The organism is Polaribacter sp. M10 (assembly GCF_054968445.1).
The window spans coordinates 1-22,863 of record NZ_JBSSBG010000027.1 but is presented as its reverse complement, the minus strand read 5'-3'; the positions used below and the strand labels follow the sequence as shown (position 1 = coordinate 22,863).

Genomic DNA, 22,863 nt, shown 5'->3' with positions numbered 1-22,863 from the left:
GTATTGAGGTTTTGCCAAACAGAATTTAGCTGTTTAACTTGCCTTACTAAATGTTAGGTTCTTTAATAAATTACGTAATTTCTTAGCAGGTCTAAAAATAATTCTAGAATTGGTAATGCCTGCTGCAGATACTTCTTCAGCTGTAGCAAAGCCTTCAGAGCTTAAACTTACCTGAAAATTACCCAATTTGCCCAAACGCACAATGCGTCCTTGCCCTAATTCTCTTACAATGTTTTGTTCTAGCACATTTAGTACTGCCAAACAATCGGTTTCTGTAACCGTACATTGTTCTGAAATTTGTTCTGCAAGTGTTTCAAAATCTACACTTCCGTTTGCTACTACTGCTGCATAATATTTTTTTGTTGCAGTAATATCTTGAGGGTTTACCCTCTGTAATGGTCTATATTTTATAGACATAATTTTTAAGTATTTAAATTGTATTGCATTTAAAAGAGGTTGCAATACAGACACCTCTTACAGTACGCTTTTAACACTCTGCAATACATATATTGCCCAACTACACACGGTTTTGTATAGTACAACCATAACTTTTTAGTAGTTATAGGAGTCTGATTGAAAGAAAATTAAATCATTTTTTTACCAGCTGCAAGGTGTTGGCTTGCAATTAAATATTAACAAAATATTTTTGGTAAGCTGTAAGAAGTATTGTAATTTTGAAGTACCAAAACGAAATTACGTAATACCAAACAGTGTTACCGATTTTACAAAAAGTCTTAAAGCAACATCTTTAAGGCTTTTTTGTTTTTGTAAAAATACAACATCATTTATTAGTTAAAAATAAATTTACCAATGAGTTATGCATAAGTTATCCATAATTTTAACTGAATTAAAGCACTTGCTTGTATCTCTACATTGTAAAATTAAGTGCTTTTTTTCTGCTGGCAATGGGTAACCTATTCACAAAACCCTTGAAGTTTTCAACAAAAACTACATTTTTTAATTCCTAAGGTATTTTTTCTGTCCATTTTTTTAGAAAATACTAATTTTGAAGCTTATTTTTACTGTAAGATTTTTGCTAAAAATCAGACCTATTTATGGCAATACACAATGCATAGTCACTTATTAAAATGGAAAAATACCTAGAAATTATAAAAAACTCGTATTCCAGTTATTGGAATTACCTTAAAAATTCGGTTTTAATGGAGCTGAATTGGGAGAACTATTTCTACGGATTAATTATCATTTCATTAATCGTTTGGGGTTTAGAAGCCATTTTTCCTTGGCGTAAAAATCAATCATTATTCAGAAAAGATTTTTGGCTAGATACGTTTTATATGTTCTTTAATTTCTTTTTGTTAAACTTAATTGTGCTAATTGCGTTATCAAATTCAGCATCAGAATTGTTTAATGATGTTTTGGGAGTAGTAGGTTTATCAATAGCTAATTTTCAGCTTTTAGAATTGGATGAATTGCCTTTTTTTGCAAGAATATTTATCTTTTTTATTGTGGTAGATTTTGTACAATGGTGGACACACAGGTTGCTGCATAGAGTAGAATTTCTATGGAATTTTCATAAAGTGCATCACTCTGTAAAACAAATGGGTTTTGCTGCGCATTTGCGTTATCATTGGATGGAACCTGTAGTGTACAACTCTTTAAAATACATTCCGTTAGCAATTATTGGCGGGTTTTCTGCGCAAGATGTAGCTTTTGTACATTTTTTTAACATTACTATTGGGCATTTAAATCATGCAAATATCAATTGGGATTATGGCTGGTTCAAATACATTTTAAACAATCCGAAAATGCACATTTGGCATCATTCTAGAGAATTGCCAGAAGCACGTAAGTTTGGCGTAAATTTCGGAATTACACTAAGTATTTGGGATTATATTTTTAAAACCAATTACATTCCACATTCAGGTAGAGATATTGAGTTGGGTTTTGAGGGTGATGAAAATTTTCCTAAAAGCTTTATTCAGCAAGAAATGTATCCTTTAGGTAGAAAAATCAATAAATTTTAATGGCTATTTATTTTAAATAAAATTCGTAATTTTACATTAATTAAGTCTGCAAAACACGAAAGTCGACTTCATGTCGTTATTTTGAATTTATTTTGAAATTAGTGTTTTAGTGGGCTTATTTTATTCAATACTGATTTTTAAAATAAAACATGTCTTTTTCAATGTGAAACACAACTTTAAATTCAGAACTTTAAACTTTGAATTCATTTACCCCAAATGTATCATCGCAAAAACAGCATAATTAATCATGTCTTGGTAATTGGCATCAATGCCTTCAGACACTAAGGTTTTTCCTTTATTATCTTCAATTTGTTTTACACGCAACAACTTTTGTAAAATTAAATCGGTTAAAGAAGAAACACGCATATCTCTCCAAGCTTCACCATAATCGTGATTCTTGTTAAGCATCAATTCTTTGGTAATTTTAGCATGTTTATCGTATAAAATTGTAGCTTCTTCCGTGTTTAAATCAGGATTATCTACAACCCCTTTTTCTAATTGAATTAAAGCCATAATCGAGTAATTGATAATGCCAATAAACTCAGATTTTTCGCCTTCATCTACTTTACGAACCTCATTTTCTTGTAGTTGACGAATTCTTTGCGCTTTAATAAAGATTTGATCTGTTAACGATGGCAAACGTAAAATTCGCCAAGCAGAACCATAATCAGACATTTTTTTAATAAATAAACTTCTGCAATTGTCAATTACTGCATCATATTGTTTTGAGGTGTCTTGCATTTTTGTAAAAAAGTATTTTTTCAAAAGTAGTAAATCTTATAGCCTTTTCATTTATTTTTACAATGAAATTATCAAACGCTAATCATGAAAAGAATTGTTGTGTTTTGTGGCTCTAGTTTAGGGTTTAATCCTATTTATAAAGATGCAGCCAAAGCATTGGGAAACTATTTTGTAAATCATAATATAGGCTTGGTTTATGGTGGGGGTAAATTAGGAATGATGGGCGTAATTGCTGATGAAATTCTGAGTAAAAATGGAGAGGTTATTGGCGTAATTCCTAAGATTTTAGAAAAGGAAGAAGTCATTCATCCGAATGTTGTAGAAATGATAATTTGCAAAAAAATGAGCGAACGCAAAGTAATTATGAGCAAATTAATTGATGGCTATATTACGCTTCCTGGTGGTTTTGGTACTTTAGATGAGTTGTTTGAAGCGCTAACTTTAGGGCAATTGCAAATTGAACAAAAACCAGTTGGCCTCTTAAATGTCAATGGGTTTTTCGATGCAATTTTACTACAATTAGACAAAATGGTAGCAGAGGGGTATTTAAAAGAAGTAAATCGAAAAATGCTAATTGTAGGAAATTCTGTTGATGATTTAATGCAAAAAATGGAAGCTTATAAAGCGCCAAAAATTAGTGCTATTATTAATAAAGTTGTCAAATAAAATGACCATAAATTGTAAAGGTAATTTAGTGGATTTATCATCACCAAAAGTAATGGGGATTTTAAACATTACTCCAGATTCTTTTTTTGATGGAGGTAAATACAAAGACGAAACAGCAATTTTACGTCAGGTTGATAAAATGTTGACAGAAGGTGCAACTTTTATAGATGTTGGTGCATATTCTTCTAGACCAGGAGCTGCTCATATTTCTGAAGAAGAAGAACTGAAAAGAATAGTACCTGTTATCGATTTGCTGATAAAAAACTATCCAGAAATTATTATTTCTGTAGATACGTTTAGAAGCAAAGTGGCTGAAGCTACTGTAAATTCTGGAGCAGCAATAATCAATGATATTTCTGGTGGAACTATGGACGATAAAATGTTTGCAACTGTTGCTAGTTTGCAAGTTCCGTATATTTTAATGCACATGTTAGGGACACCACAAAATATGCAGCAAAATCCTGTTTATGAAGATGTAACTAAAGAAATTATTTCCTTTTTTGCCAAACAAATATTCGATTTACATCAACTAAAAGTAAACGATGTTATTATTGATGTTGGCTTCGGATTTGGCAAAACCATAGCGCATAATTTTAAAATTTTAAGTAACTTAGAGCTTTTTAAAAGTTTAAATGCACCCATTTTAGCAGGAATTTCTAGAAAATCGATGTTATACAAAACCTTAGGTATTTCTGCACAAGAAGCGTTAAATGCTACAACATCTGCAAACACCATTGCTTTATTAAATGGTGCAAATATGTTACGTGTGCACGATGTTAAAGAAGCTGTTGAGGCTATTAAGATTGTGGAGCAAGTGCTTTAATATGTCATTTCGACCTTGTGGAGAAATCTCATACTAAAATTAGGATTATGGATGAAAATTTAAAGAAATTTCCATTATTTATCAAAGCCAAAGAAATCTATGAACTAGTTGATAAAGTTTCTGTACTGATAGAAAATAATGAGGATGAAAATGATTTTAATAATCATTTATTGAATGAGTATAAAAATCAGATGCATGAAAATGCACTCATTATTCCTGCTAAAATTACTGGTGCTTTTTCTGATGACATATTGTATGATTTAAAAATGGAAAATGCTTCCATTATTAGAAAAGCTGCGAGAACTATTTTAACGACAACTTCAGGTTTAAGGATGCTTGGTTTTAATGATTTGGATTATTTAGAACTTATTAGAAATGAAATTGAAGAATTTAGAATCTTATTTGCAGAATGGGTAAAAACATTTGATGAATGGAATTATATAATTGATAGGTGGGGATTATTTAATCCTCCAGGAGTAAACTATGATGACTATGATATTGATGATGATTTGCCTTTTGAAAATCCTTTTGATGATGAGGTTTAATTTCAATCTAAAACTAATTCTTAAATTAATTTTTTAAACAAAATTTCCAAACAGTTTGTAACGCTTTAAGCGTCTCCAACTCAACTGATATTTAAAAAGATATTCTTTATAAAGGTCAAACTGTAATTTTTTTCAGTTTTTTCTAAGATCACGAAATTACAGTAAACACAATAAAAAAAGACTCCCAAAATGAGAGTCTTTAAGTTTTGATTAAAAAAATAAAATTACAACGCTTTTAACCAAGCATCTCTTAATTTTTTCTTCGGATCAGATTCTGGTAATTCTTCAATTACTAAATTTTCGATTTCAGTTGTCCCTTTTACAAAATCGCTTTCTAGTTTTAGAGTTTCTCCATTTCTAATTACTTCAAAAGTAATTTTGTCTCCTGCTTTCCATTGTAAAGATTGCCCTATAAAATTTCTAATGTTTTGCAAGTTTACATCAGTACCGTTTACCGATTTTAAAACATCGCCAGATTTTACACCTAAAGCTGCTAAAGCCGTATTTTTTCTATTGGTAAAAAAGATTTCTTGTTTTTGATTTGCTGATAAAAAGATTTGTCTGTTACTATCTAAAAAATAACCAGCATCAATGTTTTCTTTTTTCTTAACAATACCAACTTTGGCTAACAAAGCATCGTAATCAATAGCAACATTTCCTGTTAAATGTTTCTCGAAAAAAGTACCAATAGAAGGATAGGTCATGGCTACAATTTCATCTAAAATTTCATCATCTTTAAAAGGTTTGTTTTGTCCGAATTTATTCGATAAATCTTTCATTAAATCACGAACTCCGTATTTACCTTCACTTTCTTCGCGCAATAAAATATCTAAAGACATCCCAATTAAAGCTCCTTTTTGATAAACGTTTCCATAGTTTTTGGCATATTTATCCTCTAAAATGTTTTTACTCATTTTAGTAAAAGACATGGTATCATTATAACGCATAGAGCTCGCAATTTTGCCTTTCATTTCATCAATAAATTCTTGCTCAGAAATTAAGCCTTGGTTTACCTGAAATAAGTTGGCAAAATACTCAGTAATTCCTTCGTACATCCACAAATGTTGAGACATATTTGGCGTGTTAAAATCAAAAGAATGTATTTCTTCAGAATGTACAGACAATGGAGTTACAATATGAAAAAATTCGTGAGAAACAGTTCCGTTAATCATTCCGTTTGCCAATTGCTCTTTGGTATACGTTTCTGGATAAACTACTGTTGTTGATGATAAGTGTTCTAAAGCACCAAAACTTTGCCAGTTGTATACTTTTGGATCGAACAAATACACCAAAATATTGTATTCGTTGGTCGTAGAAAAACCTTCTAAAAAATTGGTTTGTGCTTCAACCATTTTCTTTAAATCGGCTTCCATATCTTTAGCATTATGGATGTTATTTGGCGAATACACAGCCAAAGAAACAGCAACACCATTTACAGTAAAGTTTACCGTGTTTAAAGGCGCATACATAATTGGGTTGTCTGATATTTCATCGTATCTAGAAGCAAAAAACACATCTTTTGTGTTGTCTTCTTTAGTAGTGTTTTTATTGATTAAAGAAGAAGTTTCGTACAAATTCTCTGGATGATTTATGGTTAAATGATAAGGCGTTTCTTTGTTGCCTTTAAAATAACCCACAAAACCTGGTAAGTTTAAAAAGAAGTTTTTACCAGCTTCAATATTGGTTCCTGCCATTACATAAATGCCGTGTTTTTTCTTAGAATCGAAAGTATCATCCACCCAATAAGAAATTTTGTCTAGTTTTTGAGCTTCATTAATTTGCCAAGAATTTGGGTCTAATTTACTTACAGTAAGTTCGTTTCCATCATAATCAAACGCTTTTAAATCAGAAACAAACTGGCCATAATCACTCATGGCATAAGTACCTGGCACAATTGCAGGAATTTGGTATACAATTGATCTTTGGTTGATTTTACTTGGGTTTACTTCCACTTTTATTTTATCATCAACAACGTTATTCAAATCCATAGAAACCTGAATCGTGTTGTCTTTTTTGTTGATGTTAGAAGTTGCACAACTGCCTAAAAATGCAATCGCAATTGCAAAAAATAGTATTTTTTTCATTTATAAAATTTATAGATTCTTGCAAAAATATTAGATTTCATGTATTCAGTTACATATTTAACAAAACTTTGGCAGCTTGTAATTTATCAAAGAAAGCATATCGTAATCTATTTTAAAACCCTTATTTTTGCAAAATATGCAAGAAACGAAAAGACATCAATTAACAGACTGGTTACCAACTACAAACAGAGAGGTAAAAATCCGTGGTTGGGAACAATTGGACGTTATTCTTTTTAGTGGAGATGCCTATGTAGATCATCCATCATTTGGGCCAGCTGTTATTGGACGAATTTTAGAAAGTTATGGCTTAAAAGTGGCTATTGTGCCACAACCCAATGTAAATGATAATTTGCAAGATTTTGAGAAACTAGGCAAACCAAGATTGTTTTTTGCAGCAACTGGTGGTTGTATGGATCCTATGGTTTCGAATTATACAGCCAGTAAACGAAGACGTGATAAAGATGCGTACACCCCAAATGGCGATAAAGGGTTTAGACCAGATTATGCAACTTCTGTCTATTCTAAAATTTTAAAAGAAAAGTTTCCAGATGTACCTGTTTTAATTGGCGGAATTGAAGCTTCTTTAAGACGTGTAACGCATTACGATTACTGGTCTGATAAGTTGTTGCCAACTATTTTAGAAACCTCTAAAGCAGATATGTTGGTGTATGGAATGGGAGAACAGCCTTTGCGAGAAATTGTAGAATTATTGCAAAAAGGCGTGCCCTTTTCGAGCTTAAAAAACATTAAACAAACTGCAGTTTTAATCGATAAAACACAAGAAAAAATTCCTGTTGTAAATGATTGGGAAGATGTAACCATTAACTCTCATGAAGCTTGTTTGGCAGATAAAAAAACATTTGCTTCTAACTTTAAAACCATAGAACAAGAATCGAATAAATTAAAAGCAAGACGAATTTTTCAGGAAGTAGGGAAACGTACTTTGGTGATCAATCCACCTTTTCCTACAATGACAGAAGCCGAAATTGATGGCTCTTTCGATTTGCCTTATACACGATTACCACATCCAAAATATGACAAACGTGGGCCAATACCTGCTTTTGAAATGATTAAGTTTTCCATAAACATTCACAGAGGATGTTTTGGAGGATGTAGTTTTTGTACTATTTCTGCACATCAAGGAAAATTTATTGCCAGCAGAAGTCAAGAATCGGTTTTAAAAGAAGTAGATAAGGTTGCAAATATGCCCGATTTTAAAGGTTATTTGTCTGATATTGGTGGGCCTTCTGCAAACATGTATCAAATGAAAGGTAAAGTGCAATCTATTTGCGATAAATGTGTTGCACCTAGTTGTATATCGCCTGTAATTTGTTCTAATTTAGATACGTCTCACAAACCATTAACGGAGTTATATCAAGCTGTAGATCAACATCCGAAGATAAAAAAGTCTTTTATTGGTAGTGGAATTCGTTATGATATGTTAGTGCCAGAATTCAACAAAAATGCAGACCCAAAAGAATTGGATGCCTATACAGAAGAGGTAATGACTAAACACGTTTCTGGACGATTGAAAGTAGCTCCAGAACATACTTCTGACCCGGTTTTAAAGTTGATGCGTAAGCCTTCTTTTACCTATTTCCATAAATTTAAAGAGCGTTTTGATAGAATAAATATCAAGAAGAAATTAAACTTACAATTGATTCCGTATTTTATTTCTAGTCACCCAGCAAGTGAAGTAGAAGATATGGCAAACTTGGCTGCTGAAACTAAAAATATGGGCTTTCAGTTAGAGCAAGTGCAAGGGTTTACACCAACGCCAATGACGGTTGCAACTGTAATTTATTATTCAGGATATCATCCTTATACTTTAAAACCAACCAAAACTCCGAAGACAAAAAAGGAGAAAGAAGATCAGCATAAATTTTTCTTTTGGTATAAAAAAGAGAATAAAGATTGGATTAAAAAAACGTTGAACAAAGTTGGGCGTCAAGATTTGCTAAAAGTGTTGTTGCCAGAAACCAATTCTTGGCAAAAAAACAAAAAAGCAAAAGCTGCTAAAAACACTTTTGATGATGCTGTTCCTTTTAACAAACGTAAAAAGAAAGTAAAAAGGACGTCTAAAAATCGAAGAAGGTAAGTTTACTGAATTAAACTATTTTTATAAGCCGTTGGTAAAATACCATATCTATCTTTAAAAATTTTAGAGAAATAACTTTTGCTTGAAATGCCTATTTGAATACAAATTTCGGTCATGTTTAGATCTGAATGCATAATTAAATCTTTTGCATAGCCCATTCTTAAGTTTAAAATATAGTTGCTGATGGTAACCCCATAAAGGTGTTGTACTCCATTTTGTAACTTTTTAGAATTCATTAAAAAGATAGCGCTTAATTCTTTTATTGTTATTTTTCTATCAATATTTTTTAAAACGTATTCTCCTATTGTACTTATTTTTGATAGCTCTTCTTTAGTTAATTTCGTTTTTGATTGTTCTTTAGAGGTCTCTTTTTTATAAGCTTTAATTTGGGCAGCCAACATATTTAATACTGCACCCTCAGTTAATAGTCCAGCAACTAAATCTGTATCTTTGTTTTTGGTAACTATTGAGGCATACATATTCGTTTCAGTATCTATATTTCCTAAATGTCTGTAATGTGTATTTGTTGGAATATTCTGAAAAATATGTTGAATATTAGTGTAAATTCTTTGAGCGTTTCTTATGTTTTGTTTTACAAGAAGATTTGTGTCAATAATAATAATTGCGAGCTCTAGCTTTACATTTGCAGGAAAAATAATTTGTACAGAAGACTTGCTGCTACCTCTTACAACCATATTTTGGTTTTGTAAAATTTTAGAAAAATGGTCTTCTTCACAAAATTTGTGAAGAAAATATCCTTTTACATTGTAAGAAAAATAATAGGGTTTTTCATCAGAAAATTGAAGGTCTACAGTAAAATCTGACTTAAAAGTGATATTGTATACCCAAACTGTTAAACCGCTAAACAATCTATAAGAACTTATAAATCCATCAGCAATTTTATTTTTCATAGATAAAGTAGATGCGCTATTACCTTCATCTAAGTCAGCATTAAAATAATTTGCCATCTCTCTAACATGGTTAGAATTATGTTTTTCTTCTATACTTAACATAACTTAGACAGTTTATTAACGTATTTAAATAGCTTGATTGCTTAAAAATAAAAAAAAATACGTTAAAATTACTTTTTAGAGTTAATTATTTACTCAATTTTGTTAAAATAATTTTATGTAATGTATTAAATTTGATGTAGATACTAAGGTTGAGTAGTCTTTCCCCCAAAGCTTAATAATACTAATATCTTAGGTAAGGAGTTTAATATAAGTTAAGCTCCTTATTTTTTTTGTCTAAATTGTATTAAAAAAGAAAGTAAATGGGTCTCTTAAATAAAAACACAGACAACTTTTACTCAGGTAAAACTGTTACATAAATTTTTAGAATACTTTCGTTTACATAATCTGCATCAGCAGTAAAAGCTTTTACAATTAGCATGGTGTTTTGGCCAATAAACGCTTTATCAATTTTAAAATGAAAACGATTTGAATCTTGTTTTATCTTTAATTTACCCGTAAAATGTGCCAACTGATATTCAATTTTTCTGTCTTTAGGGTCATTGGCTTCTACTAATAATTCGTAATCATCACCAACTTTTAAAACTGGTTTTTTCTTTTGATTTGCATCAGATTTTGACCAAGAATTACCAAGATTATCAGAAATTTTTTGAATAGAGATAAAATAATCATCAACTAAATTTTCTTTATTATGGTAAATGGTTATGGCATTTTTTAAATCCATTACAATACCAGAAAGTAAATTCTCTTGACTTTGTATCAGTTCATTTCCGCTGTTGATTATTTTTCTGAATTGCCCAACTTCTTTAAAAAATACTTGAAACCTTTTTTTATCAAATAAAACTGGTAAGAATTCTTTCCAGTTTTGTTCTATAATTAAAGCTAAGTCTTCGAAATCGGCATAGAAAATAATTCTTTTTTCAAATAAAAAGCCATCATTATTCTTTTTGGCATTGCTTCTTTTTGCAAACCATTTTTCTGATATTTCTTTAGAAATATTATAATCGCTTTTATCTGCATCACCAAGAACATCAATAATTAATTGTCTTAACGTATTTTCATATTGTTTGGTCATTGAGCTCAATTTGGTGTGTATTTTTTTATTATAGCGAAGTTAAATTTTTAAAAGTTGATACACAAATCGAAGTATTTTTTTAGTTTTTATAAATTGATAAACTTTCCGTTTTTGTGCAACATTTAAATGCCAAAAACGGAAAGTAAGCCTAAGATTTATTGTAAAGTAATTGTAAATTCAGCACCAGGTTGAAAAACATAACCTTCTCCAATTTCTACAACTAAGATTTTATCTGAATCTATTCTTAAATTTACGGCAGCATCATTAGAAGTAAAACTGCTTACGCTATGGCCATCAGTAAATGTTAAATAGTAACGATCAAATGATCCCGCTTCAATAGTTCTAAAAAGTTCGCCATAAGTGGCATCACCAGTTTTTGCTGCCATATTAAAGTGAATGGTGTTTTCATTAATATCTATATCGTATAAACCTACTAAATAGTTTTCAAATTCTATACCTGCACCTACTGTGGCAGTGGCTTCTAAAGATCCTTCAGGAGCTCCAAAAAGATCTTCTATTTTCATTTCTACGCCACCAGTTTGATTTATTCCTTGGAAGGTGTTTCTTATTTCTACTGTTGATGCATTCACTATTGGGATTACTTGGTCATCATCATCATCGCAAGCGCTAAAAGAGATTGCAGTTATAGCTAGTACTAAGATTAACATGCTTGTTTTAAAATTCTTCATTTTTATTGTTTTTAAATTATTGTTTGTATAAATGTTTGTTGTTTGTTAAAATTTACCATTACCGTTTTTCCATGTAGTTTTTGCAGGAATTGGAGAAATAACATCCCAATGTTCAACAATCTGACCATTTTCTAATCTAAATAAATCGTAAAAAGCAGTGTGCTCTCCTTTACCAAATTTTCCTTCGCTCAGGGTTAAGACAAAATTTCCTTGGCCTAACACTTTATGAAGTTTGGTATATTCCATAACCAAACCATTTTTAGCAAAATATTGCATTGCAGCTCCAAATCCTTCTAAACCATCAGCTATTTTAGGGTTATGTTGAATGTATTTTTCAGGGTTAATGTAGGTGGTTAATTTGTTCATTTCGTGGTTGATAATTACGTTCTCAATAAATTCTTTAACCGTTTTTTTATTCGCCTCAGTTTTATCTACATCTGTCAATTCAGTTGCTCCATCAAACTGAGTTCTTCCACTAGGATTTGGTTTTTGAATTTCTAATAGATTATCCCAATGTTCTACGATAAGTCCATTTTCAAAACGAAATACATCAAAACCAGCCTTTGGACCAAAAAAGTCGTATTCTGTATGTGTAAATACATATTCTCCATCTTCAAATGCGCGAATTACATTGGCTTTAAAACCACCTGCTGGTGCATGATGCATTACTGCTCCAAAACCAGCTAAACCATCGCCAACAGCTAAATTATGCTGAATGTATTTTTTAGGGTTGATGTAAGAGATTGGTGTTTGATCTCCGGTATTAAAACTGTTTAAAAGTGCTACTACTTTGTCTTTTTTTGATAATTCATTTGTATAGTTTTTAATAGAGTTTACTGTTTGTGTTCTATACATTTCTATAGATGATTGTTCCATCATTCCCATAAATTCTTGTGAAATCTTATTTTCCATAAAGGGTTGTAAAGCTGCATCTGAGTTTGTTTTGGTATCCCAATACACCACTATAATATTTTTTCCGGCTTCATTTGTACCAGTAATTCTTTTTACAAACCCTTTTTTGGGTGTAGTTACTTCTGTAGCTACTTTTGAATCGATTTTCTTAAAAGATTTGGCACTGACACCTTTTTTTATATTGAAAGACATTACTTCTATAAAATTGTGGTCTTTATCAATAATTCGATCAGTTACATTGTAACGATTCATTTTCATTGTAGAGGCATCAATCATTGAAGCATATTCAGCTACAGAAGAATCAGCCATAAACTTTTTCATTGAAGCCTTTGCATCTTCGATTGTGTTCCAGTAGACGAGAACTACATAGTTACCTTTGGTGTCAAATCCACTTTTACGTGTTATAAATCCGGGTTGTTTGTTTGTAAAATTATTTTCTACTTCAGCGTCAAGCTTGTTAAATACAGTTGTATTGGCAGTTGTTTTTAACTTAAAACTGGTCACCTCTAATACAGCAGGTTCTTTAGTTTTTTTAGTTTTACAACTTAAGGTAAAAGTTGCTATGATTAATAGTGTTAAAAATTTTAATTTCATAATATTGATGTTAAGGTTGATTTTTGATGACTACTTATGAGCTAATTGATAATTTAAAATTTAGCACAATGCAAAGTTGCAGGTATTCTAAAGCAATCCTGTTATCAAAATGAAATGAAAAATGGTAAAAGTGTAACCTAATTGATTACTGTTGTCTGAATTGTAAAGGAGTGAAGTTGGTGTTTTTCTTAAAGAATTTTACCATATTAGAAGGCTCGTCAAAACCTGTTTTATAACTTATTTCTTTAATAGATAGGGGTGTTGAAGCTAAATATCTTTTAATTTCTATGGTTACAAAATCGTCAATAAAAACTTTGGTTGTTTTGCCAGTTAAGTTTTTTACAATATCATTTAAAAGCTTGTACGATACGTGTAATTTTGATGCGTATGCTCTAGAGCTCCTAGTTTCTATGTAATTATGCTCCAATAAATTTTTAAACGAATTGAATATTTGCAGCCAATGCTTTTTTATTCCAGAAAAAGATTGATCTTCTTTTGCACGTTCAGATTTCAGTAATAAAACATTTAATAAAGAACTAAGCATTTCTGATTTGGCAAATGTATTTGGGTGATGATATTCATCAAATAGTTTTTGAGAGATGTCTTTAAAATTATCTTTCTTCATCTCTTTTTGATGAATTACAGGTGCCTCAATATGGTAATTGAATAACCTATTTAATTTTAAGTTAGATTGTAAAAGTGAGTATTTTTCTGTGAATAAGCTGTTAAATATAATTGCAAAACCATCTGCATTTTGCAATTGTTTTGTGAAATGATGAACTTGATTTTTAGCAATAAAAATGGCACTACCTTCCGTTAGTTTATACGATTTAAAATCTACAAAATGCGAGTACGATTTCTCTGTAACTACTAAAATCATGTAAAATTGAATCTTATGAACCTCAAATGGACTATGATTTTTAGAATTATTGAGGGTTTCTAAAAGCTGCGTAAAATTCATAACCTCAATATTAAGGTCTACATTTTCACTAAATATTATTTTCGGAATTTCTTGCATACCCTTTTTAGATTATTTCTTTTGCACAGCTATCATCATATGCGGACTAAAAGGCAATAAATACTCATCATTTTGAGTAAGATGTTGCAATGCTTTTAAGGTTTTCGATTTCTTTTTATCGAGCATATTTGCAAAGTATTCATTGTCTAGCCAAATCATTCCTTCTACAGCAAATAAGTTAATGAATTTTAAATCTTGTTCTAAAAATTCAGCTTTTAAATCTTGTGGTTTATGATAAAATGCATCTGCCAATAAAAAAGGAAAATCTTTTGGTGCATTATGAATTCCTGTAGTTAATTCTTCTTTACACATTTCAAAAAATGAATTGGCGTGAATCATTCCATTCATTAAACCCACAACAGTAGAGGCAGTTGCGTTTATGGCAAAACCTAAAACAATTCCGCCTTTTTTTAATACACGTTTTGCTTCAAGTATGGTTGCTATTCTATCTTCTCTTTTTTGCAAATGATATAAAGGACCGTGTAAAATAACCAAATCTGCAGTATCATTTTTATAAGGCAATTGTTGTGCAATTCCCTTGGTTACAGAAAAAGGGTTTTTTAGTTTTTTTGCTCTTTTTTCGGCTAATTTTATATGTTTTGTAACAGGTTCTATGAAGTGTACTTTATGATTTTGTTGTGCTAACCATTCTGAGTATTTTCCTGTGCCACCACCAACATCAATTATGGTACTATTTGGTTTAGAAATATGCTGTTTTATAAGTTCTTTAATGCGTTCAAACTCAAAAATACCCATTCCTTTTTCTAGGCGAGTTTCTTCTGAAGCTTTGTTGTAAAAGTCTTCGAGCTCTTTGTTGATAAGTGATTTGTTTTTCATCAAAAAAAATAAAAATCAAATGTAAACTAATATTTTGAATGTTAAATAAAACAACTGTTCGCAATTAATTATTATTTTAGTGCAACTAACCTTTTGCAGTCTTATGAAACTCACAAAACACTTTTTTACATTCGTTTTTACTTTAGTTTTAATACAAACTTTAGCAGCACAAGATTATTACTTTAAAGACAAAGCTCCTTTTGATACTAAAATTCCAACTCCAGAAGAATTTTTGGGATATGGAATTGGAGAACACCATACAAGGCACGATTTAATTGTGGCTTATCTTACAAAATTAGCTGAAGTTTCTGACAGAGCATCCATAGAAATTTATGGAAAAACGCACGAAAAAAGAAAACTGGTAATGTTTGCAGTTTCATCACCTAAAAATTTAGAAAATTTAGCCAGTATAAAATCAGAACATTTAAAATTTGTAGATGCAGAAGTTAATGTTAAAAACTATGATGATGTTCCTGTAATTATTCAATTAGGATATAATGTGCATGGAAATGAGCCTTCGAGTTCTGAAGCAGCTTTACTTGCAGCATATACTTTAGTGGCTTCTAACAACCCAGAGGTTTTAAATTATTTAGAAAAATCGGTCATTTTTATAGATCCAACAATTAATCCTGATGGAAGAGATAGACACACACAATGGGCAAATCAATATCAAGCTAAAAATTTAGTTTCTGATAATATCGATGCAGAACACACAGAAGGTTGGCCAAGAGGAAGAACAAATCATTATTGGTTCGATTTAAATAGAGATTGGCTTTTGGCTGTGCATCCAGAGAGTAAATCAAAATTAAAATGGATGCATTCTTGGTATCCAAATGTGGTGACCGATTTTCACGAAATGGGTACAAATAGTCATCACTTTTTCGAGCCAATGAAACCTATTGGTTCTTGGGATCCTATTATGCCAAAAGAAAATTACGAAGATTTAAACAACTTATTTGCAAAGTATTTTGTTAAGGCTTTAGATGATGTGGGTTCTTTATATTATACCAAAGAATCTTTTGATGGTACGTATCCTGGTTATGGCTCTTCGTATCCAGATTTACAAGGAGGGTTGGCTTTGTTGTTTGAACAAGCAAGTTCTAGAGGTCATATTCAAGATACAGATTACGGAAAAATTACGTTTTCGTTTACCATCAGAAATCAATACATATCTACGTTTGCAACCATAAAAGCGGCAGTAGAAAACAAAGCTTATTTAAGAAAATATCAACAAGACTTTTTTAAATCTGCAGTTACCCAAAAAGCAAAATCTGGTTTGGCTGGCTATGAGTTTCAAGAAAAATATGATAAAAATAGAGCCAAAGATTTTATAGAACAATTGTTAACGCATAAAATTAAAGTGTATAAAAATGGAGATACGTATACAGTGCCATTAAAACAACCACAACACAGAATGGTGCAAACCATGTTCGAAACTTATAGCAAGTATAGAGATAGTGTTTTTTATGATGCTTCAGCTTGGAGTTTAGCCAATTTTTACAATATAAAATACCAAGGTAAAAAATCGATAAACTTAGGAACAGAAATTATATCAACAGAAAATTTAATTCAAAACCCAAAAATAAAAAAAACAAATTATGCTTATATAATTGATTGGGATGATTACAATACACCAGCAGCATTATATTATTTGCAAAGCAAAGGATTAACGGTTGCAGCTGCATTTAAACCATTTTCGATTGCTACATCAGAAGGTGATAAAAGTTTTAATTATGGTAGTTTATTGATTCCTGTAAGTAAACAAAAAAAATCTACTGACGAAGTTTTTGAGATTATAACTGAAGCACAAGAAAAATTTGAAATTCCTGTTTTTGGAACAAACAGCGGATTTAGTTTAAAAGGAATTGATTTAGGAAGTAATAATTTTAGAGTTTTAGAAAAACCAAAAGTAGCTTTATTAATTGGAGAAGGAACTAATTCTTACGAAGCTGGTGAGGTTTGGCATTTGCTAGATACTAGAATTCATATGCCAATTACTAAAATTAGAATGAGCAACTACAGAAGAGCCAATTTAGACAAATACAATACGTTGGTGATGGTTTCTGGAAGTTATAATGAGTTGGATTCCATCCAAAGAAATAAATTAAAAGATTGGGCAGCCAAGGGAAATACTTTAATTACAATTGCTGGTGGTTCTAAATGGTTAATTGATAAAAAAATGGTGAAGGAAAGTTTAACCAAAAAACCAAAATCTAAAGATAAGGACAAAGAAGAAGTTAAAAGAATGCCTTATGTAGATGCTTCAGAAAATGCTGGAAAAGAAAGAGTAGGAGGAGCTATTTTTGAGGTAGATTTAGATGTAACTCATCCTTTAGGATTTGGATACAGATTCTCTAAATTGCCAGTGTATAAAAACAATATGGTGTTTTTAGCCCCAAGTAAAAGTGCTTATGCAACAGTAGCTAAATATTCTGAAAACCCGCATATAGATGGCTTTGTATCTAAAAATAACCTAGATAATTTTATTAAACCTTCTGCATCTTTATTGGTAAGTCCTTTAGGTAGAGGTAGAGCTGTTATGTTTGCTGATAATCCTAATTTTAGAGGAGCTTGGTATGGAACAAACAAACTGTTTTTAAATGCTTTGTTTTTTGGTGCTGAAATTAGAGTGCCTAGGTAAATTAATTTAGATGAATAATTTAAGTAGAAATCCTTATTTACTTTTTTGGTTATCAATCCCAATTTTAATGTTAATTGGTTTTTTTGACAAACAAATAATGAGCGTCAGCATCCACGCAGATCATTATGTTTTTTCTAAAAGTGATATCTGCTTTTTAATATCAACATTTTTTGGAATAATAGGATTGGGTTACTGGGTGATGAAAATGTTCAAGAGAAAATTATCAAGTTGGCTTAATTGGATTCACTTTGGCTTAACATTTTTTGGATTGATTATCATTTTTTTAGTTTCATACATATTCTATTATGATTACTTTAAATATCAAGATTCAATATTTATGTTGAGTGGTTTGATAATGATTATTGCCCAACTATTTTATTTTCTAAATATAATTTTAGCAATATTTAGAAAATAAAATAGTGAAATTTTAAATCTAATTTTATGAATGCTTTTAAGTTATTAGATGTTTCTTAAAAAAAGAAATGGTTCTTTTCCAAGACAAATCTGCAGCTGCTTTATCAAATCTTGGAGTTGTATTGTTGTGAAATCCGTGATTTGCATTCGGATAAAAATGAGCTGTATGTGCTATTTTGTTAGCTTTTAAAACTTTCTCAAAAGCTGGCCAACCCGCATTTACTCTTTTGTCTAATTCACCATATTGTAATAATAATGGTGCTTTTATTTGTGCAGCCATTTCATCATTGGGTTGTCTGCCATAATAAGGTACTGCAGCACCTAAATCAGGCACTTGCACAGCCATCATATTAGAAATCCAACCTCCAAAACAAAAACCAACAACACCTACTTTACCCGTACAATTTTTATGATTTTTTACATAATGATAAGCTGCAATAAAATCTTCTAACATTTCTAAACGATCTCTTTTTCTTTGCATTGCTCTACCTTCATCATCATTACCAGGATAACCACCTAAAGGTGTTAAAGCATCTGGAGCTAATGAAATAAAACCTTCTAAAGCGGTTCTTTTGCCTACATCTTTTATATACGGATTTAAACCTCTATTTTCATGAACAACGATAACTCCAGGAAGTTTGCCTTTTGTTTCTTTTGGCATAGAAAGCAAACCATCAATTTTTAATCCGCCTTTGGGCGAATCATAAGTAATCATTTTAGCATCTATTCTTGGATCATCATCTTGAACTGTAATAGCATCGATATAATTTGGAGAAACAAAACTCAGCAAAGCAGGCAAAGTAATAGCGCCAACTGCGTATAAAGAAAGTTTTTCTAAAAATTGTTTTCTTGTAAGTTTGTTGTGTGCGTAATCATCATACAAATCAAATACTTCTTGACTTATATCTTCTTTTTTTAGCTCAATCATAATAGAGAATAGTTGTTAGAATTTTATCCTTCTAAGATAATTAAAAATTGATGATTTGTTTTGTTAAATTAATTGCAGACCTTACAATCTTCTTTTTCTTGAATTTCGCCAACCAAATTGCCTTTTTCATTCATTACAAAACCACAACAATCCATAAAACCTTGTGCAATTAATTTTCTTGCACGTTGAATTTGCGATTTTGTTGTAGGTAAACTTTGTTTTAATTGATGTGCAACTTCTTGTTGTTTTAATCCTTTTATGTCTGATAAAAATAAAGGATCTCTATATTTTTTAGGCAAGTGTTTTAATATTCCTCGCAAGCAATCTTGTTCTGTATGTGTATTTTCTAAGATTTCAGTTTCGGCTTCAAAATTGGCAATCTCAAAGGTTTGATTGGTGCTTTTCCAATAATCTAAAATCGAATTTCTAGCTACAGTAAAACACCAAGATTTTAATTTAGTGATGTCTTTTAAAGTATGAAGTTTGGTGTGGATTTTTATAAAAGTATCCTGCAAAATATCTTCAGCAATAGTGGTGTCTTTTACTTTGCTGATGATAAATCGTTTTAAATCCTGAGAATAATTTGTCCAAACTTGTTTGGTAGTCATTGTTTTTATTTTAAAAAAGTCATTTCGACTTCATATAAAAATTTCTTTATAAAGTCGAAATAACAGTGTAAAACTAACAGTTACAATTGGTACAAGTACAGTTTGTGCAGGTACAATTTTTACAATCTCCAGTTGCACAACCTTTACAGTTACAAGTACATTCGTTTTTATATTTCATAATATTTGTTTTAATGTTCATATAATAGACTGTAAAACTTTAAAAAAGATGCATTAAATTAAAAATATTTTTTTAGTTCTTTTCTAATCTTCATTATTTTGATAGGTGAAACATTTGTACCTCCTGTATTTCCTTTAGGAACCCAAATTAATGTAAATAGAAGAGAAGCTATTAACCTAATAATTTGACCAATACTTTCTTTGATGTTTTTAGTCTTTATACCAAAAAATAACATCCAATAATGACTTATTGTATGTCTAATTAAATGTTTCTGTCCTAAAATATGTGCATTTTCTAAATGATAAAAAGAAGCCTCAAAATTTTGTAGTTTTAAAGCTTGTTTCCCTAAGTTTAATTGATGATAAAATGCTGTTTTTAAATTTTGATTAACCATTTTGTTTTAAAAAAAAGACGAATAATCATCAAAAAAGATGCATTACTTAGATCTAGAACCTACAAATTGATCAGATTTTACTTTAAACAATACATTAAAAGTAGTTAAACTTCCATAAATTCTGGTGATGTATTGTTGCAAATCAATTTTATCTTGATCGTCTAAAGTTTTACTTGAGTTAATTTTTTGCTCCATTACACGAATTCGATCTCTAACCATTACAATCTTATGAAAAAACGTATCAATAGGGATTTCTTTATCCGCTAAATTAGCATCAGCAGGTCTAAAAATTAAAGTTCCGTTTTTCCATCTGTCTGCAATAGGTGCAATTTCTGTAACATCAGACCATTTTTGTAATAAATTTTTAAGTGATTTTTCAACCTCATAAAAACTAATCGTATCAACTTCATCTTCTACAGCTTCAATTATTTCAAAATCGCTATCAATAGCTATGGTTTCTAATCCGTCCTTTATAAAAGTTACCCAATAATGTTTGCTGGTAACGTTTGTAACTACTCCTGTTCCATATGTTGCGTGTTCTATTCTAGAGCCTATTCCTAAGATTTTCATAATGTATTTAATTTTTTAGGAAAGATAAATAACTTAATAATTTTATAAAATTATTTTATTTTCAATAATTATTGAAAGTTTAGAAATAAGTTGTATATTTGGTGTATGGAATTAGAAGATGCAAAATTAAAATACATTCATACTTGGGGAAGTTTAGCTACTTCTTGGGGTGTAAATAAAACCATGGCTCAAGTACATGCGTTATTATTAGTTTCTACAAAGCCTTTGTCTGCAGAAGATATTATGGAAACTTTACAAATTTCTAGAGGTAATGTAAATATGAATGTAAGAGCATTAATTGATTGGGGAATTGTACAAAAAGAATTGGTAATTGGTGAGCGAAAAGAATTTTTTGTTGCCACCAAAGATATTTGGGAATTGTTTAAACAAATCACCAAAGAACGTAAAAGAAGAGAAGTAGAGCCAGTTTTAAAAGTTTTAACTGAATTGCAAGAAATTGAAGACGATTCTGAAGAAGCTTTAGAATTTAAAAAGGTATTAAACGATTTATCTAAAGTAACCACAACTGTAAATAATATTTTAGATAAAACCATTAAAGCTGATGAACATTGGCTTTTATCAAACTTTACCAAAATTGTAAAAAAGTAAAAAAATTTGACCACAAACTTTCAATAATTTCTGAAAGTTTTAAAAATAAATTATATTATGAAAACAAATATCTCAATAATGATTTGGGTTAATAGGGTTTTAATGATTCCTTTTTTAATCTCTCTTTTAATTTCAATTCTAGATTCAAACTACCTATTCTATTCATTATATCTTGCTTTTGCATTAGGTTGCTTTCAGGTTTTTTCGTCATTAATAACATTTTTTTACCGTAAGAAATTAAATAATTTTAATCTTATACTTATTTATTTATTATTTGTTGTCTTATATTTTTTTGGCGTTTTTTTATTCTTTGAGTTAGAAAAGCACATTCCAATTAAAAAAGTAGTTATTATGATTTTTTGGATTTCTCCAATTCCTTTATCAGTATTTTGGACATATATTCTAGAATCCATAAAAAAAGAACTATGAGTCAATTTACATACATATTCTATATTTTAATATCAACTTTAATAGTTATTTATGTTGGTAATTTCTGCTATAAAAATGGAAAAGTATATATCCTAAGTTATTTCCCTAATGATATAAATTTTGGAAATGGGATTAATAAATTACTTAGAATAGCATATTATTTATTAAATATTGGACTTGCTATTTACTCCCTAAATTCTATAAAAAATATAAGTGATAGAGTAGAAGCAATTTCAGAAATTTCTCAAAGACTGAGTTTTATTTTACTCATAATTGGCATACTTCACTTTATAAATATTTACACAGTTTATATCATTCACAGACATTTTAAAAATCAATAATTATGAACACTTCATTAGAATTAATCGCGTACGTTATTTATTTACCAATAGCAATTGGTTTAACAACTCTTGTTTCTCAACAATTATTTAAGAATAGTAAAATTTTTATGTTGGACATTTTTAACCAAAAAGAGGAAATTGCTATGGCAACCAACAAACTCTTTAAAATAGGATTTTATCTATTAAATATAGGGTTTGCTTTAAGAATTATAAAAATTTATGACTTAATTGGTTATAAAGATATGGTTGAAGTTTTAAGTGGAAAAATAGGAGGCTTCTCTATTTACTTAGGTATAGTTATGATTGCTTTTATACTTTTCTTTTTAAAAGGTAGAAAAGCGAGTAAAGAGAACAATATCAAATTGAAAAAAGAATTAGCTTAATTTTTTTATTCTTAAAAACTTAAAATCCGCACAATTTGTGTGGATTTTTATAATTATATAAAGGCATTGCCTTTTACATATTTCTACTATACTGCCCACCCGTTTTAAACAAAGCTTCAGTAATTTGGCTTAAAGAACACACTTTTGTGGCTTCCATCAGTTTATTAAACAAATTTACGTTCTGAATAGCAGTTGTTTTGTGGAGCCCTTTCAGGTTTTTAAAACCTGAAAGGTCTAATTTGATAAATTATTATTATGATTACACCAAGAAATATACAAACTTTTCATTTTTAGTTAGATAAAATTTCTATTACTACTTTTAAACAAAGC

Annotated in this window: 22 protein-coding genes; 9 read left to right on the top strand and 13 right to left on the bottom strand. The window is 30.0% G+C overall.

Going from position 1 to position 22,863, the window contains the following annotated elements; translation table 11 throughout:
- Window positions 1–33: 33 nt before the first annotated feature.
- On the bottom strand, window positions 34–417 hold the full coding sequence (locus ACWYN7_RS16255; RefSeq protein WP_462861031.1) for an HU family DNA-binding protein: 384 nt from the start codon (window positions 415–417) through the stop codon (window positions 34–36).
- Window positions 418–1,088: 671 nt separating this feature from the next.
- Here ACWYN7_RS16255 and ACWYN7_RS16250 point away from each other — a divergent pair.
- A complete protein-coding gene (locus ACWYN7_RS16250) occupies window positions 1,089–1,985 on the top strand; it encodes a sterol desaturase family protein (RefSeq protein WP_462861030.1) in 897 nt (298 codons plus the stop codon).
- A 207-nt stretch (window positions 1,986–2,192) separates the two neighbouring features.
- Here the strand turns inward: ACWYN7_RS16250 and ACWYN7_RS16245 are convergent, their stop codons facing one another.
- Window positions 2,193–2,726: a DUF1599 domain-containing protein gene (locus ACWYN7_RS16245; RefSeq protein ID WP_462861029.1), complete on the bottom strand. Its 534-nt coding sequence runs from the start codon at window positions 2,724–2,726 to the stop codon at window positions 2,193–2,195.
- Between the two features lie 84 nt (window positions 2,727–2,810).
- Between ACWYN7_RS16245 and ACWYN7_RS16240 the strand changes: the two genes are divergently transcribed.
- From ACWYN7_RS16240 to ACWYN7_RS16230, 3 genes are read left to right on the top strand one after another with little or no spacing between them, the layout of a single operon-like run.
- Entirely contained in the window at window positions 2,811–3,392 is a 582-nt protein-coding gene (locus ACWYN7_RS16240) for an LOG family protein (RefSeq protein ID WP_462861028.1), read from the top strand.
- A 1-nt stretch (window position 3,393) separates the two neighbouring features.
- Window positions 3,394–4,215 (top strand): dihydropteroate synthase, encoded by an 822-nt coding sequence (gene folP, locus ACWYN7_RS16235; protein WP_462861027.1) that lies wholly within the window; start codon window positions 3,394–3,396, stop codon window positions 4,213–4,215.
- A 47-nt stretch (window positions 4,216–4,262) separates the two neighbouring features.
- Entirely contained in the window at window positions 4,263–4,760 is a 498-nt protein-coding gene (locus tag ACWYN7_RS16230) for a hypothetical protein (protein WP_462861026.1), read from the top strand.
- Between the two features lie 224 nt (window positions 4,761–4,984).
- On the opposite strand, the gene ACWYN7_RS16225 is transcribed toward ACWYN7_RS16230, so the two are convergent.
- Window positions 4,985–6,844: a M61 family metallopeptidase gene (locus tag ACWYN7_RS16225; protein ID WP_462861025.1), complete on the bottom strand. Its 1,860-nt coding sequence runs from the start codon at window positions 6,842–6,844 to the stop codon at window positions 4,985–4,987.
- A gap of 136 nt (window positions 6,845–6,980) precedes the next feature.
- On the opposite strand from ACWYN7_RS16225, the gene ACWYN7_RS16220 reads away from it, so the two are divergent.
- The gene (locus ACWYN7_RS16220; RefSeq protein WP_462861024.1) at window positions 6,981–8,942 is read left to right on the top strand and encodes a YgiQ family radical SAM protein; all 1,962 of its coding nucleotides are present in this window, start codon (window positions 6,981–6,983) and stop codon (window positions 8,940–8,942) included.
- Between the two features lie 2 nt (window positions 8,943–8,944).
- On the opposite strand, the gene ACWYN7_RS16215 is transcribed toward ACWYN7_RS16220, so the two are convergent.
- From ACWYN7_RS16215 to ACWYN7_RS16190, 6 genes are all read right to left on the bottom strand, one after another.
- Window positions 8,945–9,955, bottom strand: a complete 1,011-nt coding sequence (locus tag ACWYN7_RS16215; RefSeq protein WP_462861023.1) for a helix-turn-helix domain-containing protein — start codon at window positions 9,953–9,955, stop codon at window positions 8,945–8,947.
- 292 nt (window positions 9,956–10,247) lie between these two features.
- Window positions 10,248–10,988, bottom strand: coding sequence for a hypothetical protein (locus ACWYN7_RS16210; RefSeq protein WP_462861022.1), 741 nt, complete (start codon window positions 10,986–10,988; stop codon window positions 10,248–10,250).
- A 155-nt stretch (window positions 10,989–11,143) separates the two neighbouring features.
- Complete coding sequence (locus ACWYN7_RS16205; protein ID WP_462861021.1) at window positions 11,144–11,677, bottom strand: hypothetical protein; 534 nt, start codon at window positions 11,675–11,677, stop codon at window positions 11,144–11,146.
- Between the two features lie 45 nt (window positions 11,678–11,722).
- Window positions 11,723–13,183, bottom strand: coding sequence for a nuclear transport factor 2 family protein (locus tag ACWYN7_RS16200; protein WP_462861020.1), 1,461 nt, complete (start codon window positions 13,181–13,183; stop codon window positions 11,723–11,725).
- 145 nt (window positions 13,184–13,328) lie between these two features.
- Window positions 13,329–14,201 carry a helix-turn-helix domain-containing protein gene (locus tag ACWYN7_RS16195; protein ID WP_462861019.1) on the bottom strand — a complete coding sequence of 291 codons (873 nt, stop codon included), beginning with the start codon at window positions 14,199–14,201 and terminating at the stop codon, window positions 13,329–13,331.
- 12 nt (window positions 14,202–14,213) lie between these two features.
- Window positions 14,214–15,038 (bottom strand): class I SAM-dependent methyltransferase, encoded by an 825-nt coding sequence (locus ACWYN7_RS16190; RefSeq protein ID WP_462861018.1) that lies wholly within the window; start codon window positions 15,036–15,038, stop codon window positions 14,214–14,216.
- Window positions 15,039–15,141: 103 nt separating this feature from the next.
- Here ACWYN7_RS16190 and ACWYN7_RS16185 point away from each other — a divergent pair, with 103 nt between their 5' ends.
- Window positions 15,142–17,679: a M14 family zinc carboxypeptidase gene (locus tag ACWYN7_RS16185; RefSeq protein WP_462861017.1), complete on the top strand. Its 2,538-nt coding sequence runs from the start codon at window positions 15,142–15,144 to the stop codon at window positions 17,677–17,679.
- A gap of 451 nt (window positions 17,680–18,130) precedes the next feature.
- On the opposite strand, the gene ACWYN7_RS16180 is transcribed toward ACWYN7_RS16185, so the two are convergent.
- The 4 genes from ACWYN7_RS16180 to ACWYN7_RS16165 all read right to left on the bottom strand — a co-directional run bounded on the left by ACWYN7_RS16180 (window position 18,131) and on the right by ACWYN7_RS16165 (window position 20,771).
- Window positions 18,131–19,021, bottom strand: coding sequence for a dienelactone hydrolase family protein (locus tag ACWYN7_RS16180; RefSeq protein WP_462861016.1), 891 nt, complete (start codon window positions 19,019–19,021; stop codon window positions 18,131–18,133).
- A 68-nt stretch (window positions 19,022–19,089) separates the two neighbouring features.
- On the bottom strand, window positions 19,090–19,629 hold the full coding sequence (locus ACWYN7_RS16175; protein WP_215993681.1) for a sigma-70 family RNA polymerase sigma factor: 540 nt from the start codon (window positions 19,627–19,629) through the stop codon (window positions 19,090–19,092).
- Between the two features lie 236 nt (window positions 19,630–19,865).
- Window positions 19,866–20,201, bottom strand: coding sequence for a DUF3703 domain-containing protein (locus ACWYN7_RS16170; RefSeq protein WP_462861015.1), 336 nt, complete (start codon window positions 20,199–20,201; stop codon window positions 19,866–19,868).
- Between the two features lie 42 nt (window positions 20,202–20,243).
- A complete protein-coding gene (locus ACWYN7_RS16165; RefSeq protein WP_462861014.1) occupies window positions 20,244–20,771 on the bottom strand; it encodes a hypothetical protein in 528 nt (175 codons plus the stop codon).
- Window positions 20,772–20,876: 105 nt separating this feature from the next.
- Between ACWYN7_RS16165 and ACWYN7_RS16160 the strand changes: the two genes are divergently transcribed.
- From ACWYN7_RS16160 to ACWYN7_RS16150, 3 genes are all read left to right on the top strand, one after another.
- Window positions 20,877–21,380: a GbsR/MarR family transcriptional regulator gene (locus ACWYN7_RS16160; protein ID WP_462861013.1), complete on the top strand. Its 504-nt coding sequence runs from the start codon at window positions 20,877–20,879 to the stop codon at window positions 21,378–21,380.
- 425 nt (window positions 21,381–21,805) lie between these two features.
- The gene (locus ACWYN7_RS16155; RefSeq protein ID WP_462861012.1) at window positions 21,806–22,150 is read left to right on the top strand and encodes a hypothetical protein; all 345 of its coding nucleotides are present in this window, start codon (window positions 21,806–21,808) and stop codon (window positions 22,148–22,150) included.
- A 2-nt stretch (window positions 22,151–22,152) separates the two neighbouring features.
- Window positions 22,153–22,533 (top strand): hypothetical protein, encoded by a 381-nt coding sequence (locus tag ACWYN7_RS16150; protein WP_462861011.1) that lies wholly within the window; start codon window positions 22,153–22,155, stop codon window positions 22,531–22,533.
- The last annotated feature ends 330 nt before the right edge of the window (window positions 22,534–22,863 follow it).